At 70.9% G+C, this 16,076-nt stretch carries 18 protein-coding genes; 10 read left to right on the forward strand and 8 right to left on the reverse strand.

Annotation, left to right across the window (positions count from 1 at the left end; translation table 11 throughout):
- Window positions 1–96: 96 nt before the first annotated feature.
- Entirely contained in the window at window positions 97–492 is a 396-nt protein-coding gene (locus tag AB0D53_RS24385) for a GNAT family N-acetyltransferase (protein ID WP_362449973.1), read from the forward strand.
- On the opposite strand, the gene AB0D53_RS24390 is transcribed toward AB0D53_RS24385, so the two are convergent.
- Both AB0D53_RS24390 and AB0D53_RS24395 read right to left on the reverse strand, forming a co-directional pair.
- On the reverse strand, window positions 493–1,494 hold the full coding sequence (locus AB0D53_RS24390; protein WP_362449976.1) for a hypothetical protein: 1,002 nt from the start codon (window positions 1,492–1,494) through the stop codon (window positions 493–495).
- A gap of 88 nt (window positions 1,495–1,582) precedes the next feature.
- Entirely contained in the window at window positions 1,583–2,041 is a 459-nt protein-coding gene (locus tag AB0D53_RS24395) for a hypothetical protein (RefSeq protein WP_362449979.1), read from the reverse strand.
- A gap of 286 nt (window positions 2,042–2,327) precedes the next feature.
- On the opposite strand from AB0D53_RS24395, the gene AB0D53_RS24400 reads away from it, so the two are divergent.
- The 5 genes from AB0D53_RS24400 to AB0D53_RS24420 all read left to right on the forward strand — a co-directional run bounded on the left by AB0D53_RS24400 (window position 2,328) and on the right by AB0D53_RS24420 (window position 6,621).
- Complete coding sequence (locus AB0D53_RS24400; protein ID WP_362449982.1) at window positions 2,328–3,293, forward strand: winged helix-turn-helix domain-containing protein; 966 nt, start codon at window positions 2,328–2,330, stop codon at window positions 3,291–3,293.
- A 97-nt stretch (window positions 3,294–3,390) separates the two neighbouring features.
- Window positions 3,391–4,284, forward strand: coding sequence for a phosphatidylinositol-specific phospholipase C (locus AB0D53_RS24405; RefSeq protein ID WP_362449984.1), 894 nt, complete (start codon window positions 3,391–3,393; stop codon window positions 4,282–4,284).
- Between the two features lie 368 nt (window positions 4,285–4,652).
- Window positions 4,653–4,994, forward strand: a complete 342-nt coding sequence (locus tag AB0D53_RS24410; protein WP_362449986.1) for a hypothetical protein — start codon at window positions 4,653–4,655, stop codon at window positions 4,992–4,994.
- Window positions 4,994–5,740 carry a hypothetical protein gene (locus AB0D53_RS24415; protein WP_362449989.1) on the forward strand — a complete coding sequence of 249 codons (747 nt, stop codon included), beginning with the start codon at window positions 4,994–4,996 and terminating at the stop codon, window positions 5,738–5,740. Before AB0D53_RS24410 ends, AB0D53_RS24415 begins: the two co-directional genes overlap by 1 nt.
- A 17-nt stretch (window positions 5,741–5,757) precedes the next feature.
- Window positions 5,758–6,621 carry a transporter substrate-binding domain-containing protein gene (locus tag AB0D53_RS24420; RefSeq protein WP_362449991.1) on the forward strand — a complete coding sequence of 288 codons (864 nt, stop codon included), beginning with the start codon at window positions 5,758–5,760 and terminating at the stop codon, window positions 6,619–6,621.
- A 36-nt stretch (window positions 6,622–6,657) separates the two neighbouring features.
- Here AB0D53_RS24420 and AB0D53_RS24425 read toward each other — a convergent pair whose 3' ends face one another.
- The 6 genes from AB0D53_RS24425 to AB0D53_RS24450 all read right to left on the reverse strand — a co-directional run bounded on the left by AB0D53_RS24425 (window position 6,658) and on the right by AB0D53_RS24450 (window position 12,238).
- Window positions 6,658–8,085, reverse strand: coding sequence for a HAMP domain-containing sensor histidine kinase (locus tag AB0D53_RS24425; RefSeq protein ID WP_362449993.1), 1,428 nt, complete (start codon window positions 8,083–8,085; stop codon window positions 6,658–6,660).
- A complete protein-coding gene (locus AB0D53_RS24430) occupies window positions 8,082–8,813 on the reverse strand; it encodes a response regulator transcription factor (protein ID WP_362449995.1) in 732 nt (243 codons plus the stop codon). Before AB0D53_RS24430 ends, AB0D53_RS24425 begins: the two co-directional genes overlap by 4 nt.
- Before the next feature lie 47 nt (window positions 8,814–8,860).
- A complete protein-coding gene (locus tag AB0D53_RS24435) occupies window positions 8,861–9,037 on the reverse strand; it encodes a hypothetical protein (RefSeq protein ID WP_362449997.1) in 177 nt (58 codons plus the stop codon).
- A 34-nt stretch (window positions 9,038–9,071) separates the two neighbouring features.
- Window positions 9,072–10,190, reverse strand: coding sequence for a trypsin-like peptidase domain-containing protein (locus tag AB0D53_RS24440; protein WP_362450000.1), 1,119 nt, complete (start codon window positions 10,188–10,190; stop codon window positions 9,072–9,074).
- 182 nt (window positions 10,191–10,372) lie between these two features.
- On the reverse strand, window positions 10,373–11,410 hold the full coding sequence (locus AB0D53_RS24445) for a LacI family DNA-binding transcriptional regulator (RefSeq protein ID WP_266730953.1): 1,038 nt from the start codon (window positions 11,408–11,410) through the stop codon (window positions 10,373–10,375).
- 24 nt (window positions 11,411–11,434) lie between these two features.
- Window positions 11,435–12,238, reverse strand: a complete 804-nt coding sequence (locus AB0D53_RS24450) for a response regulator transcription factor (RefSeq protein WP_362450002.1) — start codon at window positions 12,236–12,238, stop codon at window positions 11,435–11,437.
- A 276-nt stretch (window positions 12,239–12,514) separates the two neighbouring features.
- On the opposite strand from AB0D53_RS24450, the gene AB0D53_RS24455 reads away from it, so the two are divergent.
- The 4 genes from AB0D53_RS24455 to AB0D53_RS24470 all read left to right on the forward strand — a co-directional run bounded on the left by AB0D53_RS24455 (window position 12,515) and on the right by AB0D53_RS24470 (window position 15,950).
- Window positions 12,515–13,411: an alpha/beta hydrolase gene (locus AB0D53_RS24455; protein WP_362450005.1), complete on the forward strand. Its 897-nt coding sequence runs from the start codon at window positions 12,515–12,517 to the stop codon at window positions 13,409–13,411.
- Window positions 13,412–13,452: 41 nt separating this feature from the next.
- The gene (locus AB0D53_RS24460; protein ID WP_072488004.1) at window positions 13,453–13,707 is read left to right on the forward strand and encodes a MoaD/ThiS family protein; all 255 of its coding nucleotides are present in this window, start codon (window positions 13,453–13,455) and stop codon (window positions 13,705–13,707) included.
- A gap of 10 nt (window positions 13,708–13,717) precedes the next feature.
- A complete protein-coding gene (locus AB0D53_RS24465) occupies window positions 13,718–15,127 on the forward strand; it encodes a hypothetical protein (RefSeq protein WP_362450008.1) in 1,410 nt (469 codons plus the stop codon).
- A gap of 133 nt (window positions 15,128–15,260) precedes the next feature.
- Window positions 15,261–15,950 carry a DUF2993 domain-containing protein gene (locus AB0D53_RS24470; protein ID WP_362450010.1) on the forward strand — a complete coding sequence of 230 codons (690 nt, stop codon included), beginning with the start codon at window positions 15,261–15,263 and terminating at the stop codon, window positions 15,948–15,950.
- Window positions 15,951–16,076 lie beyond the last annotated feature (126 nt).

Genomic DNA, 16,076 nt, shown 5'->3' on the forward strand with positions numbered 1-16,076 from the left:
GCTGAGCCACCGTGACGCCTGGATCGAACGGACCGTCCGCCCCCAGCTCTCCCGCCCTGCCGACGGCGTGGCCGACGCGGCACCTACGATCGAGGCGTGACCATCACGTACGAGTGGCGGGGCGACTTCGACAACGCCTCCCTCGACGCACTGCACGCCGAGGGCTTCGGCCACCCGGTCGCCGGTAGCGACTGGCGGGCCCGGGTCGAGCGGCACAGCCTGGGCTGGGTCTGCGCGTGGGAGGACGGCGGGCTGATCGGATTCGTCAACGTCGCCTGGGACGGCGGAGCCCATGCTTTCCTCCTGGACACGGTCGTCGCCGGGTACGGCCGGGGGAGAGGAGTCGGCGCCGCGCTCGTGGCGAAGGGGGCCGAGGGAGCCCGTGCCGCGCGGTGCGAGTGGCTGCACGTCGACTTCGAGGCACACCTGCGGCCGTTCTACTTCGACGCCTGCGGCTTCGAGGAGACGTCGGCCGGGCTGATCGCCCTCTGATCACAAGGGCGACGGGGCCCGGTCGTACCTGCGCATCAGACCGGGGAGCCGTTCGGACTCGGTGGCCTTGTGGGTACGGACCTCCGCCAGCTCCTGCGGGTGTGCGGCGATGGCGGCGTTCTCGTACTCCGCCTCGACGGCGAAATTCACCCCCAGCAGATTGGTCCGCAGCTTGCAGGCGATGTCGGCGGTCGCGACGGCGACCTCCACACGGCTCGGCCGGGTGCTGCGCAGGTCCCAGCGGGGGTCTTCGAGAGCCGCGTCGGGATCGCGGTAGGCGAGGCCCTTGCTCCGCATGCAGGAGGACCATGTCCGGTTCACCGCCGCGACCCGGGGGTCCGAGCGCGAGCGCTCGAACGCCTCGTGACGCAGCCGGGCGACGAGGTCGTTGCCGCGCTGCACCGCCTCCGCGTCGTCGGTGTGCACGGCTCGTTCCGCCTGGCCCGCACATCCGTCGTCCGGAACCACGCGGCCCCGTACGGGCGTTGACGACGCCCGGCCGTCCGCCGTGCGTCCCGACAGCACCTCGCGCTCCGGCAGGGAGAGAGCGGTCGCGATCTGCGGAGCACGAGCGCCGCCGGGCTCCTCGGCGAGGTGGTATCCGCGTTCGGCGGCAATGGCCCGCTCGCTGATTCCGTAGCGGCGCGACTCGTACTCGCGCCACGTCGCGACCGTGGTTCCGATGTAGTCGCTGGACAGCCGGGGCAGATACCGGAACCCGAAGTTGCGCATGCAGTGCTGCTGCACGCGGTAGACGAGGTACTCGCCGGTGGCCTGTTCCTCGGGGCTGGGGAGGTAGGCGTTCAGCGGCAGCCGGAGGTTCGCGGTGGTGGCCGGGGTCGGCGTCGGCACGGGTTCGGGGGCGACGGGCGGCCGTGACGGTTCGCCGTCGCACCCGGAGACGAGGAGCGTGGCGGTGAGCGCGCCGGCGGACAGGGCGGTGAGCCAGGCCGCACGTCGCCGGAAGGCGGCCCGTTCCGTGTGCACGCGTGGTTCTGCCATGAGTAGCTCTCCGCTCTCTCGGGGCCGGGTGAGGCTGGAAGCCCCGCCCGCACCGGAGGCGCGGGCGGGGCGGTCGTGCGGGTCCGGCTCAGGTGCAGCTGTCCACCCGGATCGAGGCGTCCTCGTTGCGCAGCGTGCTGTTCAGGTTTCCCGCGTACCCGGCGTGGAGCCAGTTCGAGTCACCCTTGAAGCCGGGGGAGTAGAAGACGGTGACGTGGCAGTTGGTGGTGTTGTTGCCCATGGATGCGGCGTTGTTGCGCACCACCTGCCCGGCGCCCGCCGAGCCCGTCCCGTGGTTGGCGAACTTGTTGCCCGACAGGTCCGAGTCCGAGGTCCCGGCCGGTGTCCAGCTCGCGTTGGTGAGATTGGGGCTGTAGTAGAGGCACATGTAGGTGCCGCAGGGCTGCCAGAACGACGACCAGGTGTCGATGTTCGTCGAGGTCGCACCAGCCGTCGGTGCGAATGAGAGGGCGGCGGCACTGGTCGCGGCCACGGCGATGCCCACCAGGGGCGCCCGCTTCAGGGATATGGCTCGTAACACGTTCATCTGCGACTCCTGTGACTTGTGTGATTCGTGAGTTCGGGTGCACTGCCGGACACTCAGCTCCCCCAGCCGCGGGTCGGCTGCGGGAAATCCCCCCGTCGGTCCGGGTGCGGCCCTGGGCGATCGGATCGCACAGGGCCGGATAGTGGCTTCCGCCCCGGGGGCGGCGGAGGCCACCCTCGAAGGCGTTGCGTGTCCCATGGTCGGGACGGGGCCGGGGGGCCGCGATGGTTTCGGTTCTGGCCGAACAGTGGCGCGCGGGAATCCGGGACCGGCACGAGGGGGACGCATGCTGAGTGTGAGTTTCACGCCCGAGGATCTGCTGGGGGTGACGTTCGCGACCGGTCCGGCACCCCTGATGGAGCTGGTGCTGGTCACCGGGATGGTTCAGCGGGACGTCTCGCCGCTGTTCGGGCGGTGGCAGCACACGGCACGTGCCGGCTTTCCGCAGGCCGCGCGCCGACTGCTGGAACTGGTGCCGCCGGCGGCGACGGGCCCGATGTTCCTCGACCCGCTGAGCCATGGGCTGGAGGACGGCCTCGACGCGGTCCTGTCGGCTCCCACCGACACGGTCCGCGCGGAACTGGACCGGGTCTGCCGGACGAGCCGTCCGGTCACCCCGTGGATCCGTGGGCTGGCGGGCCGGGACAAGGAGGCGTGGCAGGACCTGGAACAGGCCCTGCGCTCGGCGCACGCGAGCCTGGTGGCCCCGTCCTGGAGCCGGGTCCGGTCGGGATTCGACGCCGAACGCGCCTGGCGCACCCGGTTCCTCGCCGAGCACGGGATCCGTGCCACGCTGGCCGGCCTCGTCCCCGGGACGCACTGGCGGGGAACGACCCTGGTCTTCGACTGCGCGAAGCAGGTCGAGGTCGCTCTGGCCGGGCACGGTCTCGTACTGCTGCCGTCCCTTGTGTGGGAAGGCCCGCCCCTGGTGGCCGTCCACGACGACGCCCCGAGCATCCTCATCTACCCGGCCCTGACCCCGCTGCCCCTGCTCGGTCCGCGCGAGGACGGCGATCCTCTGAGCGCCCTGCTGGGCCGTACGAGGGCGGCGGCCCTCGGCCTGCTCACCCAGCAGCTCACCACCACGGACATCGCCCGGGAGCTGGACATCAGCAAGTCGTCGGCCTCCGAACACGCCAAGGCCCTCCGGGACGCGCGTCTGATCGTCACGCAACGCGAGGGCAAGGCGGTCTGGCATTCCTGCACCCCGCTGGGGCTGGACCTGCTGACCGGCTCCGCCGCGGCTCCGTGACGCCTGCCGTACGCCCTGTTCCTGTAGTGACGTGCACCCGTCATACTCTGACGGCTGACTCCCCGGACCCCCCACGGCAGACGGAGGCAACCCCCGCATGAGCCCGAACCCCGCCACTCGCCGGAACTTCCTGGCCGGCGCCCTCGCCGCCACCGCGACCGTGTTCATCGGTACGGGCCCCGCGGGTGCCGCCGACCGTCAAGTCCTCGCCACCCAGGACTGGATGGGCGCCGTCCCCGACGCCACCGCACTGCAACGCCTCACGATCCCCGGCTCGCACGACTCCGGCGCCCGCTACGGCGGACCCTGGACCGAGTGCCAGAACACCACGATCGCCGAGCAGTTGAACAGCGGCATCCGCTTCCTCGACGTGCGGTGCCGGATCACCGGCGGCTCCTTCGCGATCCATCACGGGGCCTTGTACCAGAACCTGATGTTCGGCGATGTGCTGGGCGCCTGCTGGGACTTCCTGGCGGCGCACCCCACCGAGACCGTGCTGATGCGGGTCAAGCAGGAGTACTCGGAGGAGAGCGACGCGGCGTTCCGGGCGGTCTTCGACGACTACCTCGACAACCGGGGCTGGCGCCCGCTGTTCCGGATCGACCCCGCGCTGCCCTCGCTGGGCGAGGCCCGCGGCAAGGTCGTGCTCCTCGCCGACAACGGCGGGCTGCCCGGTGTCCGGTACGCGGACTCGGCGCTGTTCGACATCCAGGACGACTACATGGCGGAGCCGTTCGCCAAGTACCCGAAGATCGAGGCCCAGTTCCGCAAGGCCGCCCAGCAGCCCGGGAAGCTGTACATGAACTACGTCAGCACGGCCGCCCTGATGCCGCCGCGCTGGAACGCGGACCGGCTCAACCCTCAGGTGCAGTCGTTCCTGGACGGCTCGGAGGCGGCGGGCTGGACCGGGCTCGGCATCGTCCCGCTGGACTTCCCCGCCACCCGGTCCGGGCTGGTGGAGTCGCTGATCCGGCACAACCCGGGGGCCTGACCGGCCTGACGGGGACGTACGCCGCCGAGAGCCCGTCAGGCGTGCGTCGGAGACCGGCGAAGTCCCGGGGCCTCAGGGCTGGTCCCGGAATCCCCGGTGGGCGGCGCGACGACAGCCGCGGCACCTCGCCGCCTTGTCGGAACGTCCGCAGGCATCCGGTACGCGGTCGCCCCTCCGCCGTGCGTTGCACCGCGTCAGACGCCGCGCGCCGATCCACCGGGAATTACGGGACAGCCCTTCGTGCACGCCCTGCGGCGCGATGGAATTTCGGCTGAAAACTGCTCGCGGTTCATGCTGTTTCTCCGTACCGGCCTTGGCCAATGGGCCTAACGTGAGAGGCAACAAATCGTCACATCGCGGGGGTTGAAGTGAGTGAGGATCTCGGGGCGATCGCAGTTACGGGCGGCGTAAACGCTCTTGTCGCTCTCATCGGCAGCGTGCCCTGGCCGGAGGTGGTCGGTCGTGTCCGGGGAGCACTGAGTCGTCGTGGTCGTAGTGTCGAACCCGGGCTTGCACAAGTTCTGGACGATCAGGGCGACGGCGAGCGTGAGCAACGACTGGCGACCGCTCTGACCAGACTTTCGTCGGAAGATCTGGATGCCGTCCTGGGTGAGCTGAAATCCCTGAGCCATCAGACGACGGTCACGGTCAGCGGTGGAAACAGTGCAGTCAACAGTGGCTCCGGAGACCAGAACGTCACGTTCAACTGATGAATGGTGAAAGGAAGGCCGACCTGCCCCGGCATCGGACGCAGGTCGAGGCAAAGGGCGGCAGCAACGCCTTCAATACCGGTTCGGGCAACCAGTATGTGAAGTTCGGTGGTTTCTGGGCTCAGACCGTGGTGCTGATCGCCGGTGTGGCCGGAGCCTCGGTCGGAATTGTCATGGCTCCCGAGTCGTCCGAATCCCAGTACACCTTCTACTGCGTGTTGCTGATCCTTTGCGTGATCACATCCGTGGTCTGCCTCTGGTTCGCCTGCGACGGCACGAAAAGAAGGCTCGTCGTGTTCGTCGGACTGGTCTCCACCGCTGTGGCGGGCATGGCGCTCGCGGCCGGTTCATACAAACTGCTGGCCGATCACGGTGACCTGGATGCGCACGTCGTCGTCCCGAGCGGCGGGCCCTTGGTGAACCGGGACGAGGTCGTTCTGGCCGTGGACGCGGCCTCTTCTCGTTCGCACCTCCGGATACAGGTTTTTATCGATGACAAGATTTCCGCCGATATGTGTCATGTCGACTCGATTGTCTCGGTGATGCCTGTGGTGGACGGCAGACCCCTGAAGAATGAGGCGATTGCGTTGGGGAATGAGCATGTGGGCGATATCGACCTGCATGGCGCCCGCGAACATGTCACCCTGCGTGCCGTGGTCGATACGTCACGAGCCGGTGAGAACTGCCGGTTGAACGTCCGATTCGACTCCGCGGTGCTGCACGACCATGAATGGTGGCTCCTGTGAGCAGGGGGAGAACGGCGTTGTCCCGGATCGCCATGGTGGGTTGCGGTCTGTTGCTCCTCGCGGCGGCCTCCGGATGCGGGTCGGACGAGTGGCCCGCAACCAAGGAGGTCCATATCGGAGTGAAGGCCGACCAGCCCGGGACTGGTTACCGGAATGGCACCTATGGTGAATACACCGGCTTCGATATCAGGATCGCCCACATGACCGCTGGTGTATTGGGTAAGAAAGCCAAGTTCTTTGACGTGCCATCCGACGAACGCCAGACGGCGGTCGGCAGTGACAATCTCGTCGTGGCGACTTTCTCGATCATCGACGACCGGCTGTCCGGTAAGCCCACCGGGCCGGCCGTCGACTTCGTGGGGCCGTACGCCAAGACCCTTTCGGGCATCCTGGTGCGCACGGGAGACGATCCGGGTATCCACGAGCTGTCCGACCTGGAAGGGAAGAGGGTGTGCACCTGGCCCGGAACGACTTCCGGTGCCATTGCTCCCGAAGTTCTTCCTTACTCCGATCTTCTGCCTCATTACCAGAAGGTCGAGGGAGATGACGCCGGTGACTGTGTGCGGAGGCTGGCCGAGAACGATGACGTGGACGCCGTCTTCACGGACACGTTGTTGCTTCAGGGGTTCGCGCAGGAGGACCCGAATCTGGAAGTCGTGAAGCCGGAGACCGGAACTTTTCAGTACTACGGCATCGCGCTGCCCAAGGGGCATCGTGATGTGTGCGAGAAGATAAAAGAGGGACTCAGGCAGTACATGGATTCGGGCAAGTGGGATGAGGACTTCGCCACGAATTTCCACTCGATCAAGAACAAGGGTGCTTATAAGCCCACAGCCGGGCAGGTCGAGAAATTTTCTTGCCAAGACAGGGTGGGCCGTTGAGGGCGCATTCCTCCCTACGCGTCGCCGGTCCCCGCCTCACAGCCCCGGCGGCGGCGTAGGTGCCCCCGGCAGCCGGATCGAGGCGATCGTGCCCGGGCCGTCCGTCGCCGGGTGCAGAGTGATCTCGCCGCCCGACTGCTGGACCGTGCGGGCGACGATCGACAGGCCCAGGCCGGAGCCGGGGAGCTGGCGGGCGGACGGGGAGCGCCAGAAGCGTTCGAAGACGTGGGGGAGTTCGTCGGCGGGGATACCGGGACCCTGGTCCCGTACGGTCAGCTCGCCGTCGCGCAGGACGACCTCGACGGTGCCGCGGGACGGGCTGAACTTGACCGCGTTGTCCAGGACGTTGACCACCGCCCGTTCCAGCGCGGCGGGCTCGGCCCGTACGTACCAGGGGGTCAGGTCCGCCCGGATGGTCAGCTCGGGGCCGCGCAGCCGGGCGCGTTCCAGGGCCGTGTCGGCGATGTCGTGCAGCGCGACGACTTGGAGCGGGCCGGGGGCGGGGGCGTCGGGACGGGCCAGTTCCTGGAGGTCGCCGATGAGCGAGGCCAGCTCGGTCATCTGGGCCTTGACCGACTTCATCAGGGCCCTGCGGTCGTCGGGCGGGATGGCGCGGCCGGTGTCGTCGCTGCGGGCGAGGAGCTCGACGTTGGTGCGCAGCGACGTCAGCGGGGTCCGCAGCTCGTGGCCCGCGTCGGCGATCAGCTGGGCCTGGCGGTCGCGGGAGCTGGCCAGGGACGCGGTCATCGAGTTGAAGGAGCGGGACAGCCGGGCGATCTCGTCCTCGCCGTCGACCGGGATGCGGACGGTGAGGTCCTCGGTGCGGGCGACGTGCTCGACGGCCTCGGTGAGCTCGTCGACGGGGCGCAGCCCGGTGCGGGCGACCCAGAGTCCGGCGGCACCCGCGCCGACGGCGCCGATGCCGGAGACGGCCAGGAGCACCCAGGCGAGCGTGGAGAGCGGGTCGTCGATCTCGCTCATCGGACGGGCGACGGAGACCGCGAAGCTCCCCGGTACCAGGCCGGGTGCCGGGTTGTGGGGCTCGTAGGCGTAGGTGTACACGCGCATCTTCTTGCCGCTCTTCGTGGCGGCCGTGTGCAGGGCGTCGTCCCGCACACCGGCGGCCACGGCGATGTCGGCGGCTGTCACACCGATCGGCGAGGCCCCGGCGGAGGTGCAGGTGCTCCCGGACACGGTGACGAGCTGCACGGTGTACGTCCCCCCGACCGGCGGGACGGTCGCCCGGTCCGGGCGGGTGCAGGCGATGAACAGCTTCTGCATGTAGTCGTCGCTGACCGAGACATTGCGCAGCGAGGCGTCCAGCTGGTTCTCCAGCTGCGCCTTCGTCACGAACCAGCAGGCCGCCGCGACCGCCGCCACCGCGAGCGCCACCGCCGTCGCCACCAGCAGTGCGAGCCGGGAGCGCAGGGGCAGGGCGCGCAGCCGGTGCAGGGCGCCGGTCATCCGTCACCGCCGCCGGAGCGGAGCGCGTAGCCGACCCCCCGCACCGTGTGCACGAGGCGCGGCTCGCCGCCCGCCTCCGTCTTGCGGCGCAGGTACATCACGTACACGTCCAGGGAGTTGGAGCTCGGCTCGAAGTCGAAGCCCCATACGGCCTTGAGGATCTGCTCGCGGGTCAGCACCTGGCGCGGGTGGGCCAGGAACATCTCCAGCAGGGTGAACTCGGTACGGGTCAGCTCGACCCGGCGGGTGCCCCGGGTGACCTCGCGGGTGGCCAGGTCCATCCTGAGGTCCGCGAAGGCCAGCACATTGTCGTCGGGGACGCCGCCGCCCGCCGCGGCCGCGTACGAGCTGCGGCGCAGCAGGGCCCGGATGCGGGCGAAGAGCTCGTCCAGCTCGAAGGGCTTGACCAGGTAGTCGTCGGCGCCCGCGTCGAGACCGGTGACCCGGTCCCCGACGGTGTCGCGGGCGGTGAGCATCAGGATGGGGGTGGTGGTGCCCCCGGAGCGGAGCCGGCGGGCGGCGGTCAGGCCGTCCATCCGGGGCATCTGGATGTCGAGGACGATGAGGTCGGGGGCGTACGACTCGGCCCTGGCGAGGGCGTCGAGGCCGTCGACGGCCACCTCGGTGCCGTAGCCCTCGAACGCGAGACTGCGCTGCAGGGCCTCGCGCACGGCGGGCTCGTCGTCGACGATCAGGATGCGCTGCGGATCGTCTTCGGCGGGGCTCATCGCTCGTTGTCCTCTTCTCGTTCCCGTACTGCTGTGCCTTCCGGCTCTCAGCCTCGCACGGCCGCGGCGCGCCGTCGTCGTGCGGCCCGGCGCGCTGGGCCGGTGGCTGCGGCGGTACGGAGCTCGGTGGCCCGGCGCGGCCCGTGCGCGGCCTGTTCCGCCACGAGTGCCAGGGGGAGGGCCAGGTCGGCCGGGCCGGTGGGGGTGTGGGCGGGGTGGTGCATGGATGTCTCCTCAGGGGCCTTGCAGGCCCGTTTCTCAGGAGCCGTTGCCGGCCCGCAGGGTGTCGAGGTCGGCCTTGAGCGTGTTCACCGGGATGGCGAAGCCGAGACCTACGCTGCCCGCGCTGGAACCGCTCGACTGGCCGGACGAACTGGCCGAGTACATCGCGGAGTTGATGCCGATGATCTCGCCGCTCATATTGATGAGCGCGCCGCCGGAGTTGCCGGGGTTGAGCGAGGCGTCGGTCTGGATGGCCTTGTACGTGGTGGTGGAGTTGCCGGTGTCGCCGTTGAACTGCCGGCCGCCGAACTCGAACGGCCACTGCTCGCCGCCGCCCTGCCCGCCCTGCCCCTGGCCGCTGCCGTCCTCCTTGGCGACGGTGACATCGCGGTCGAGGGCGGAGACGATGCCGCTGGTGACGGTGCCGGTGAGGCCCTCGGGAGAGCCGATCGCCACGACCTGGTCGCCGACCGCGACCGCCGAGGAGTCGCCCAGCGTGGCCGTCTTCAGCCCGCTCGCACCCTGGAGCTTGATGAGCGCGAGGTCCTTGTCGGGGTCGGTGCCGACGACATCGGCGGTGTACGTCTTGCCACTGCTGAGCTGCACCTTGATCGACGAGGCGCCGGAGATGACGTGGTTGTTGGTGACGATCTCGCCGTCGGAGGTGATGATCACGCCGGAGCCGGTGGACTCGCCCGCGGTCGAGGTCGCGTTGATCTCGACGATCATCGGCGAGACGGCCTTGGCGACACCGGCGACGGTGCCCTTGCTGCTCTGCGAGACGGTGGTGCCGGGGATGACACTGCTCGCGCTGTTCGAGCTGTTGCCGGTGAGCTGTTCGATGACGGTGGCGGTGCCGCCGCCGACGATCGCCGCCGCGATCGCCACGGCCGCCAGCAGGGCGACCGGCCGCCTGGCCCGGTGCCGGGGCGCGGCCGGCTCCTGGGGCGCGGGCGGCGGGAAGCCGGGGCCGCCGTCGCCGCCGTTGCCGCCGTGCCCGTCGGAGCCGTGCCCGCCCGGCCACACGGTGGTTCCGGGGCCCGTCGCGATCGGCTGCGCGGGCCGGTATGACGGCGGCGGCGGGTAGGCCGCGTCGCCGTTGCCGTACGAGGGGTACATCGGGTACTCGCCGCTCGGGCGCTGGCTCTCTGTCATGCCTATGAGCGTGTCCGGCGAAGATGAGAGCAGCCTGAGCACGCGCTGAGAAGCCCGGCAGAAGCTCGTATGCCCGATATAAGGAGCGAGCGGTCCCGCCATGAGGGAGAGAGCGCGTAGCAAGGAGCGAGCGGCGCGCCATAGGGAGCGAGCGGCCCCGCCACAAGGACCGGACCCGCCCGCTACCTGACCGTCGGTTCCCCGCAGCCGCAGGAGCGCCGTACCACCAGCGCCGACGGGAACTGCTTCAGCCGCTCCCGCCGCGACCCCGACACCCGCAAGGAGTCGTCGAGCACCAGGTCCACCGCGGCCCGCGCCATCGCCGGGCGGTCCGAGGAGACCGTCGTCAGCGGCGGATCGGTCAGACCGGCTTCCTTCACGTCGTCGAAGCCCGCCACCGCGAGCTCCCCGGGCACATCGATGCGCAGCTCGCGTGCGGCCCGCAGCACCCCGATGGCCTGGTCGTCCGTCGAGCAGAAGATCGCCGGCGGCCGGTCCGGCCCGGCGAGCAGCTTCAGCGCCACCTGATAGGCGTCGTAACGGTTGTACGGGGCCTGGAAGAGCCGGCCCTCCGTCGAGCGCCCCGACTCGTGCATCGCCCGGCGCCAGCCCTCGACGTGGTCGGCGACCGGGTCACCGACCGCCGGGGTGGACTCCACGCCGCCGAGGCACGCCACGTACTCGTTGCCGTGCTCCAGCAGGTGCCGGGTGGCGAGCTGGGCGCCGCCGACGTCGTCGGTGACGACCGCGACGTCGTCGATCGCCTCCGGCCGCTCGTGCAGCAGCACGACCCGCGCGTCCCACGCCTCTATCTCGGCCGCCGCCCGCTCGCTGGGGCCCTGGCTGACCAGGATCAGGCCGGAGACCCGCATGCCGAGAAAGGCCCGCAGATAGTGGACCTCGCGTTCGTCGCGGTAGTCGGAATTGCCGACGAGCACCATCTTTCCGCGCTCGGCGGCGGCCTGTTCGACCGCGTGCGCCATTTCCGCGAAGAACGGCTGCCGGGCGTCCGGCACGATCATCCCTATGAGATCGGTCCGCCGCGAGGCCATCGCCTGGGCAACCCGGTCCGGCCGGTAGCCCAGCTCCTTGATCGCGGCGAGTACCCGCTCGCGCGTGGCCGGGGCGACCGGCCTCGGTCCGTTGTTGATGACGTAGCTGACGACCGCGGTCGACGTCCCCGCCAGTCTCGCCACATCGTCCCGCGTCACCTTGGCCACGCGCGGCAGTCTACGCGGATATACCTACCGTCCGGCAGGCCGGACCGGGGCTTCTTCCCTCGGCACTGCCGCCCGTGACTGCTCCGAACGGGTTACGGGTTCGGCGGCCGTCCCCGCCGCGGCCCGGTCCTTCGCCTCCTCGGCCGCGCGCTCCACCTTCTCGGGCACCACGAAGCGGTAGCCGACGTTGCGGACCGTGCCGATCAGCGACTCGTGCTCGGGGCCGAGTTTGGCGCGCAGCCGCCGCACATGGACGTCGACGGTGCGCGTACCGCCGAAGTAGTCGTAGCCCCAGACCTCCTGGAGGAGCTGGGCACGGGTGAAGACCCGGCCCGGGTGCTGCGCGAGGTACTTGAGCAGTTCGAACTCCTTGAAGGTCAGGTCCAGGACCCGGCCCTTCAGCTTCGCGCTGTACGTGGCCTCGTCGACCGAGAGGTCGCCGTTGCGGATCTCCATCGGGGAGTCGTCGGCGGTGATCTGCTGCCGGCCGGTGGCCAGCCGCAGCCGGGCCTCGACCTCGGCCGGTCCCGCCGTGTCCAGCAGTACGTCGTCGATGCCCCAGTCGGCGGTGACGGCCGCGAGACCGCCCTCCGTCACGACGAGGAGCAGCGGACAGCCGGGTCCGGTGGACCGCAGCAGCTGGCAGAGCGACCGCACCTGGGGGAGATCGCGGCGGCCGTCGATGAGAATGACGTCGGCACCGGGGGTGTCGACGAGAGCGGGGCCTTCGGCCGGTGCCACCCGCACGCTGTGAAGCAGGAGACCGAGGGCGGGCAGCACCTCCGTCGACGGTTGAAGGGCATTCGTCAGGAGCAGCAGTGAACTCATCGCCGCCCACCTGCCTGGGTCGTCGGTCGATGATCGTGCACGGTTCGCTCGCCCATTACGTCGGTCCTCCTCGTTCCCTGCGAGAGGGGCACTCCCGGGCCGGGCCCGGGGGAGTATGCGGCACTTCTTCGTACGTTTTCGTGCTGGTCCCACGGCTGCGGTCCCGCGCCCCGGGACCGCTGAGCTTGTGGAAACGTCGCCGTAACAACGCCTGGAAAGCACAAAAGGACCCGGGGGCTGCTCTGCCCGGATCCTCTTCCCAGCACAATAGCCCACATGAGTTCTGTGTCCGAGGGGCGAATTCTGAGTTCCGCTGTTCCCTCGATCACGCCCGGTCCCCTGCGCACCGCGTTGCGTACCGATGACGGGGTGCGTATCGAGGCGGTGTACGAACCGTGTACGGCGGGTGCCGGGGCCGGTGCGGGGTCATCCTCCGACGGTACTGCGATCGTGCTCGCGCACGGTTTCACGGGTTCGGTGGACCGGCCCGCGGTGCGGCGTGCCGCCGGGGTGTTCGCCGGGCGCGCGGCCGTGGTCACGTTCTCGTTCCGGGGGCACGGCGGGTCCGGCGGGCGGTCGACGGTGGGGGACCGCGAGGTGCTGGATCTGGCCGCCGCGGTGGCGTGGGCGAGGTCGCTCGGACACCGCCGGGTCGTGACCGTCGGCTTCTCGATGGGCGGGTCCGTGGTGCTGCGGCACGGGGCGCTGTACGCCGGACGGCCGGCGGACGGTGCGGAAGCCGGTGGCACCGCGGAGCGCGAGGGGCGCACCGGGGCGCGTTCGGAGGCGCACGCGGACGCGGTGGTGGCCGTGAGCGCCCCCGCCCGCTGGTACTACCGGGGCACCGCGCCGATGCGCCGCCTGCACTGGGTGGTCACCCGGCCGATGGGCCGCGTGGTCGGCCGCTACGGCCTGCGCACCCGGATCGACCGCAACGAGTGGGACCCGGTGCCGCTCCCGCCGGTCGAGGCCGTCGGGCTGATCGCCCCGGCGCCGCTGCTGATCGTGCACGGCGACCGGGACCCGTACTTCCCGCTGGACCACCCGCGCTCGCTGGCCGACGCGGCCGGCGAGGGCGCCGAGCTGTGGCTGGAGCGCGGCATGGGGCATGCCGAGAACGCCGCGGACGAGACCTTGCTCACCCGCATCGCCGACTGGGCGGTGACGCGGTGACCCATGATGGACAGCTGACGAGAGACGAGAGGAGTGGCGCCATGCCTGCGGTAACGATCCGCTACTGGGCCGCCGCCAAGGCCGCGGCCGGGACCGCGGAGGAGCCGTACACGGCTGCGACCCTCGCCGAGGCGCTCGACGCGGTGCGTGAACGGCACCCCGGAGAGCTCACCCGAGTGCTGCAAAGGTGCTCGTTCCTGATCGACGGTGACCCCGTGGGGACCCGCGGCCATGAGACCGTACGGCTTGCCGAGGGCGGCACGGTCGAGGTGCTCCCGCCGTTCGCAGGAGGGTGAACCGCAGAACATGAGCAGCAGCAACGATCAGCAATATCCGTACGGACAGGACCCGCGCCACGGGTACGGTCCCGGCCACGACCCGTCGAACGGCGGGCAGCCGCAGCCGCAGCCGTACGGCGATCAGGCCTACGGTGCGCAGGCCTACGGTGCGCAGCCGTACGGCGATCAGTCCTACGGTGACCAGTCGTACGGCGGCGAGGCCCAGGGCGCGCAGCCGTACGGGCAGCAGCAGTACGGGGAGCAGCCCTCGTATCCCTCGTACGGAGCCCCGCAGCAGGCACCGCAGACGCACCCCGGCCAGGGCTGGCCGCACGGGTACGCGCAGGAGCCCGCCGCGCCCGTGGCCCACGACCAGGACCCCGCGGTCGCGCAGACCTGGGAGGGCCAGACCTGGGACACCCAGTACCAGCCGGTCCTCCAGTCCGCCCAGCCCGCGCAGCCTTCCCAGCCCGGGCAGCCCTCCCAGCCCGCCGGGCCCGGTCCGGCCGTCGACGAGACGGCCTACCTGGCGCCCCCGTTGCCGCCGCAGGGCGCCTCGGGCTCGTACCCGCTGCCGCCCGAGGCACCGGCGGCGCCTCCCGCCGCCGAGCCGGTCGCCGCGGCCGCACCCGCACACGGCACCACCGGCTACAGCGCCCCCACCACCCTGGGCAACAGCCGGATCACCGACGCCCAGCGCGCCCGCGCCGAGGGCCGCTCGCCGATCATCCCGCCCGGCATGCAGCCCGCCGGGATCACCGCCGGACTCGGGCTGCTGCTCGCCCTGGGCGCCGCGATCGGGCAGTACGCCCTGGTCGTGCCCCTCGTGCTGCTCCAGGCCGTGACCGCGGCCGGCTGGTTCCGGCTCAACGGGATGTGGCCGGCCCGGCAGGGCATCGCGCTGGCCTTCGCGGGCGGCCTCGTCGCCGACGTCGCGCTGCTCGCCGCGGGCCGGGAGAACGGACCGGCCGCCATCCTCGGCACCCTCGGCGTCTGGGTGCTGCTCACCGTGGTCCTCCAGCTGCGCAGCCACGCGGGCGCCGACGAGCGGATGGAGGGGCTGATGGCCACCGTCGCGTCGGCCGCCCTCTCGGTCCTGGCCGCCGGACACCTCGCGGCGGTCCCGGACGCGGTGACGGTGGGCGCGGTGGCCGTCGCGGTCGCCGTGCTGGTCCGCGCGCTGCCGCTGCCCGGACCGGCCTCGGTCGTGGTGGCGCTGCTCGCCGCGACGGGCGGTGGCGCCGTGGCCGGCTCGCTCACCGACCTGGGCACGAAGGGCGCGCTGCTCGGCCTCGCGGCGGGTGTCTGCGCGCTGATCGGGCTGCGGGTGGCCAGCTACGACTACCCGTCGCGCTTCGTCCACATGACCGCCGGTGTGGCACTGCCGCTCACCGCCGCGGCGCCCGCCGTGTACCTGCTCGGCCGCGCACTCTCGTAACGGAGGGCCGAAGCGCCCCGGGAACCGAAGAGGGGTGCCTGCTCGTCGATCACCCGGGGCGCCGCGCACATTCATCCGGACGTGCGGGGCGCCGGGGGTCCGGCCGGAATGCAGGGTGGGGGAAAGAGCGGGCATGCGTGCACTGCGGATACTGCTGGTCATCGTGGTGGTCCTGGGCGGGATCTTCGTCGCCGTCGACCGGGCTGCGGTGTACTTCGTCGAGTCGGAGGCCGCCGGGCGGATCCGGATCACGGACGCCACGATCGGCTCGACGGACGTCTCCATCAAGGGATTCCCGTTCCTGACGCAGATCGCCGATGACCGGCTCGACGAGGTCGATGTCGAGATCACCGGCATCGAGACCGCCGCCAACGGCCGCCGGCTCCGGATCAGCAGGATGAACGCCGAGCTGCACGACGTGCAGCTCGCCGACGGCTACACCAGCGCCACCGCCGCCCGGGCCACGGGCACCGCCGTCATCTCGTACGAGGACCTCACCAAGGCCGCCAGCGACGGCGTCGCCGTCGAGTACGGCGGCAACAACAAGGTGAAGGTGACCGGCACGGTCGACGTCCTCGGCAACCCGGTCTCGCGGAGCGTGCTCTCCACCGTCACCCTGGTCGACGGCCACACCCTCCGGGTGCACGCGGACAAGGTGCCGGGCGAGGGCATCCCCGGGCTGGAGGGGCTGGTCCGCCAGAAGACCGACTTCGACCGGGAGGTCGGCGGCCTGCCGAGCGGCCTGAAGCTCCAGAGGATCCAGCCGACCGCCGACGGCCTGGAGATCTCCGTGACGGGCACGGACGTGAAGCTCGCCGCATAGGCGCACCGCCCCGTCCGGCGGGCCGTATCCCGCGCGCCGCGCGCTTCGACGCCCCGGCGCGCCACATACTGAGACGGCGATGTCCGATCCGTAGATGGCCGACGGCCGCCGACGGCACGGGAGTCG

The organism is Streptomyces sp. NPDC048295 (assembly GCF_040652135.1).
Classification (GTDB): Bacteria; Actinomycetota; Actinomycetes; order Streptomycetales; family Streptomycetaceae; genus Streptomyces.